The organism is Bacillus sp. C30 (genome assembly GCF_040838255.1).
Lineage (GTDB): Bacteria > Bacillota > Bacilli > Bacillales > Bacillaceae_G > Bacillus_A > Bacillus_A mycoides.
On sequence record NZ_JBFPJH010000290.1, the window covers coordinates 1 to 4,172 of the forward strand.

6 protein-coding genes are annotated in these 4,172 nt (G+C 35.8%); all 6 read right to left on the minus strand.

All coding sequences use genetic code 11. The annotated features are described in order from the left end of the window. The coding region (locus tag AB3X49_RS18670) for a peptide ABC transporter substrate-binding protein (protein ID WP_367963934.1) at positions 1-765 on the minus strand (765 nt) is incomplete at its 3' end. A gap of 20 nt (positions 766-785) precedes the next feature. Next, positions 786-1,787 (minus strand): C40 family peptidase, encoded by a 1,002-nt coding sequence (locus AB3X49_RS18675; protein WP_002168210.1) that lies wholly within the window; start codon positions 1,785-1,787, stop codon positions 786-788. 39 nt (positions 1,788-1,826) lie between these two features. Next, positions 1,827-2,888, minus strand: a complete 1,062-nt coding sequence (locus AB3X49_RS18680; RefSeq protein ID WP_176126856.1) for a dipeptide epimerase — start codon at positions 2,886-2,888, stop codon at positions 1,827-1,829. Between the two features lie 104 nt (positions 2,889-2,992). Then, positions 2,993-3,319, minus strand: a complete 327-nt coding sequence (locus AB3X49_RS18685) for a DUF3870 domain-containing protein (RefSeq protein WP_002127779.1) — start codon at positions 3,317-3,319, stop codon at positions 2,993-2,995. 88 nt (positions 3,320-3,407) lie between these two features. Next, a complete protein-coding gene (locus tag AB3X49_RS18690) occupies positions 3,408-3,683 on the minus strand; it encodes a hypothetical protein (protein ID WP_367963937.1) in 276 nt (91 codons plus the stop codon). Beyond that, a complete protein-coding gene (locus tag AB3X49_RS18695) occupies positions 3,622-3,978 on the minus strand; it encodes an FtsB family cell division protein (RefSeq protein ID WP_002085024.1) in 357 nt (118 codons plus the stop codon). The genes AB3X49_RS18690 and AB3X49_RS18695 overlap by 62 nt, the downstream gene beginning before the upstream one ends. Positions 3,979-4,172: the final 194 nt, after the last annotated feature.

Genomic DNA, 4,172 nt, shown 5'->3' on the forward strand with positions numbered 1-4,172 from the left:
ATTTACCGCAGTTGAAATTTCTTTAACAATTTGATAGTTTACTTCATCTAACTTCACTTCTTTTTTATCCCAATATTTATCGTTTTTCTTCATTGCAAAGCTCGCTTCGTGCTTCCACTCTGATAATGTAAACGGCCCATTATATATCGCTTTATTTGCCTCTAACCCGTATTTATCACCTTGCTCCTTCGCATATTTTTCATTAATTGGATAGAAAGATGGTAAAATGAGTAGTTTCGTAAAATACGGTACAGGATGTTCCAGCTCTACAACGAACGTTTTATCATCCTTTGCTTTCACACCTAATTCTTCTAAGCCTAATTGTTTCTTATTTATCTTCTCCGCATTTTTCACATCGTACGCGATATATGCATATTGAGAGGCTGTATCTGGATTTATAAGTTGCTTCCAAGCATATACGTAATCATGAGCTGTTACTGGATCTCCGTTAGACCATTTCGCATCACGTAAGTGGAATGTATATGTCTTACCATCTTTACTCACTTCATATTTTTGTGCTCCCGCTTGAATCACTTCATCATTTTTCGATAAACGGAATAACCCTTCCATTACGTTATTCAAAACGTTAAATGATACCGCATCTGTTACTTTCCCTGAATTTAATGATGGAATTTCACCCGTTTCTAGTAGTTGTAATACTTTCTTCTCATCTTTCGGCTTTGTATCTTCATTTTTAGCACAGCCTACTAAAAATGAAGATACAAGTAGAGTACTAACTAATGAGTAGCGAACAACCTTTTTCATATAAAGCCCCCCTATCTTTTTTAAGGTAAGTAACGACGAGCACCAGCGTATTCTTCTATATATCCTGGTGTATTTAGCGGTATAATTTCTACCGATCTTTCAGCCTTTGGAGAGTGAATCATATTTCCATCACCAATATACATGGCAACGTGATGAACACTACCTTTTCCTTGATTATGTGCAAAGAATATTAAATCGCCCTTTTGTAGGTTTTCTTTATCAACCGCAATTCCTGCTTTTGATTGTGGCCCAGAATCCCTCGGTATTGTAATGCCATGTGATTTATAAATCGTATGTGTAAATCCAGAGCAATCAAATCCAAAACCACTTGTACCAGCCCATATATACGGTAATCCTAAAAACATTTTTCCGGTGTTTATTAAGTCATCAGCGGTTGGAGTCGGAATATCATTTTGAGAATGGTAAACAGTTCCATCATTTTTCCGTAGCCACGCCTTCTGACCATTTGGCAACAATACGCGGTATGAGATCGTATCTTCACTTAAGAGCGGTAAACGCGTATTATAACTGACTTCTAGCGATTTATGTTTTTCAGAAGGGTTAATATATACAATTGCTGTCGGTTTCGTTACTAATACAAAAGCTTCGTTTGTTTTATCTGCAAATTCCTGATTATACGTTAATTGTTTTTCAGGCATCCATCCCGGGTAACCTACTTCGTTTCGCGGTGTTGGCTGACCGTGGACTAACACTTTCACCCAGTCACCTTTCTTATCAACAACCGTTACTTCTTGACCGAGTAGCGCTTGCGTTTCTAATTTATTTGCACTCGTTAACCAAAGCTTCTCATCTAGCGTCATTGATTTCGTCCACTTCCATAAATCAACTGGATTTGTCGCACTCGGTGCATCAATTGGTCGTAATGAATCTGGTGCAGTCCATAACGTTGCAGCAGATACATCTATAAATGCTTTACTATCCTTCTTCTCTTCAGCATTCACCGAAGTAAACGATGAAAATATAAATAAAGTTGTTAAAAATGCAGTTCCTACTTTTTTCATATATATCCCCCTTATAAGATAGTTTACTAAGTACTACTTCTAAGATTGTATATTCACTATAGAATGCAGGTTTACCTTTGGACCAGTGTAAGTCATCCCTTCTGGCTCTTCTACTAACCATAACGGTGCATCAAGATCAAAGTAATGAATATTCGGATGAGCCGCAGCTAAATGGGCAACAGCGCTAACTGAAAGTGAAGATTCCATCATACTTCCGACCATACATTTCACACCCGCTGCTTCCGCAATATCCGCAATTTTCCATGCTTCTCGTATGCCGCCGCATTTCATTAATTTAATATTAAGTAGGTCTGCATATCCTCCTTGGACAATCTTTAATGCGTCTCTTGCCGAAAACATACTTTCATCTGCCATAATAGGCGTTTGTACATTGTCCTTCACGTACTTTAATCCTTCCCAATCTTTCGCATGAACTGGTTGTTCTACAAATTCTATATTTAAATTTCTATTCTCCATTTCTCTAATAATAGAAACCGCTTCTTTCGGTTTCCATCCTTGATTTGCATCTAAACGTAACGTCGTATTCTTTGGTACTACATTTCGAATTGCCTCTATGCGTTCTAAATCTAAATGTGCCTCTTTACCCACCTTAATTTTTAATGTTTGGAATCCCTTTTCGATATGCTTTTTCGCTTCTTTTGCCATTAATAAAGGCTCATCAACACTTACTGTAATATCAGTATAAATCTCTTTCTTCCCACCTAACAATGCATATAACGGTATGTTGTGAAATCGACAATATACATCGTATAAAGCCATATCTACCGCCGCTTTCGCACTTGTATTTCCTATACAGCTCATTTGAATGTGTAACAATAACGTTTGAAATTGCAGCACATCTTTATCAACTAATACGGAGCGAATTGGCCCTAATATTGCTTCCTCAATCCCGTTGGCAAAATCACCTGTAATAACCGGTGTTGCTGCAGCAGCTCCTTTTCCAACAATCCCTTCATCTGTATGAATAAACACATCTATACTTTCGATTTCCGTTACAGTGCGAAGCGCAGTTTTAAACGGTGTATGAAGCTTTACATGTCGGCGGTTTACCTTCACATCGGTAATTTTCATTTTGTTCATCCTTTCATTGTTTATAGAGTGATACTTTAATATCCGGGTGGCTTTTCCGTTAATGCGAAACAAAAAAATCCAGCCATAAGAAGATTCTTACGGCTGGATTTTGTCTATGAATGGGTAGACAAAGCAGCGATCTGATTATATTTTTTCTGTGCATCCTTTAGCGCTACAAGTAGCGCCTTTTGACACGAACCGAAGTACCGATTTTTTATTTCTGTTACTAATGCTGGGTCATTAATATTTTTATGTAGAAACAAATATTTAACAAATTGAGATGTTAATGCAATTGTGGCTGAGCAATCTGCATCTACAATTTCCCCTGTATCCTTCTCAAGTACAAATGCTACAAAATAACTTTTGAACTTTTCGGTAATGGGATTATTTTGAGGTGCTTTCGCATCCCCTACGACGTAAATTGTATTTGAAGCGTACACAGCTATCTTCCTTTCTTATACGAGGATAACGGTTTTCTTAACAGACGTATAAGCTGTTAACTCAACGTTGATTAAAAAATGTATCCGCTTACCTTGTATTATATACAATTGACAGAATTTTAACAATATTTATTTCGACATATATTCCATAATTATGAAAATCTCTTAAAACAATTAAAATTGGCTCAAACTTCTCATTTTTACAATATGTCATTTCTCCTTGTACCATGACATTCACACTACAAACAACTTTTCCCTCATACATCAAAAAACAGTTAGCTATCGCTAACTGTTCCACCACTTCACTTTGGCAATACGAATATTGTTTCGTTTGACTTAGAAAATTGATACTCTTTTCTAGCAAACTTTAAAATCTCTTCTTCATTATCGGTTAAATTCTCAATGTTAGTCTTTAAAGAACCTTGATCTTTCTTTAAAGAAACTAATTGTTTCTTTTGATTTGTTATTGTATTTTTTTTGCCATTAATTACTTCTTGTTGTTTCGTTAAAATATATTGAACGTACAAAGTAGTCGCAGCAATAAAAATGAACATGAAAATAAAACGCCTTAACTTCTTCTTATTTATAGTTCGCTTGTCGTTAGGCTGTGATAGTTGCTCTGGTATATTAGGAACATTGACTCTTTTGAGTTTCCTCATTTTCAAATCCCCCTAACCCATATTTTCTCACTACCATAGGCACGATCTCTTACTAACTTAAATTCTATTCTTATAAAATAACCTCCTTCACAAAAAAATCTCACAAATTAACCAATTAGAGATAGCGTTCGACGACATCTCTGTATTTAAAATGAGAATTTTTATTTATGCTGCTATAAAATAGTAGTTTATGT

Excerpts from the sequence above, each read along its gene's own strand:
- AB3X49_RS18675 (WP_002168210.1), bottom strand. The coding sequence starts at position 1,787 with ATGAAAAAAGTAGGAACTGCATTTTTAACAACTTTATTTATATTTTCA.
- AB3X49_RS18680 (WP_176126856.1), bottom strand. The coding sequence starts at position 2,888 with ATGAACAAAATGAAAATTACCGATGTGAAGGTAAACCGCCGACATGTA.
- AB3X49_RS18695 (WP_002085024.1), bottom strand. The coding sequence starts at position 3,978 with ATGAGGAAACTCAAAAGAGTCAATGTTCCTAATATACCAGAGCAACTA.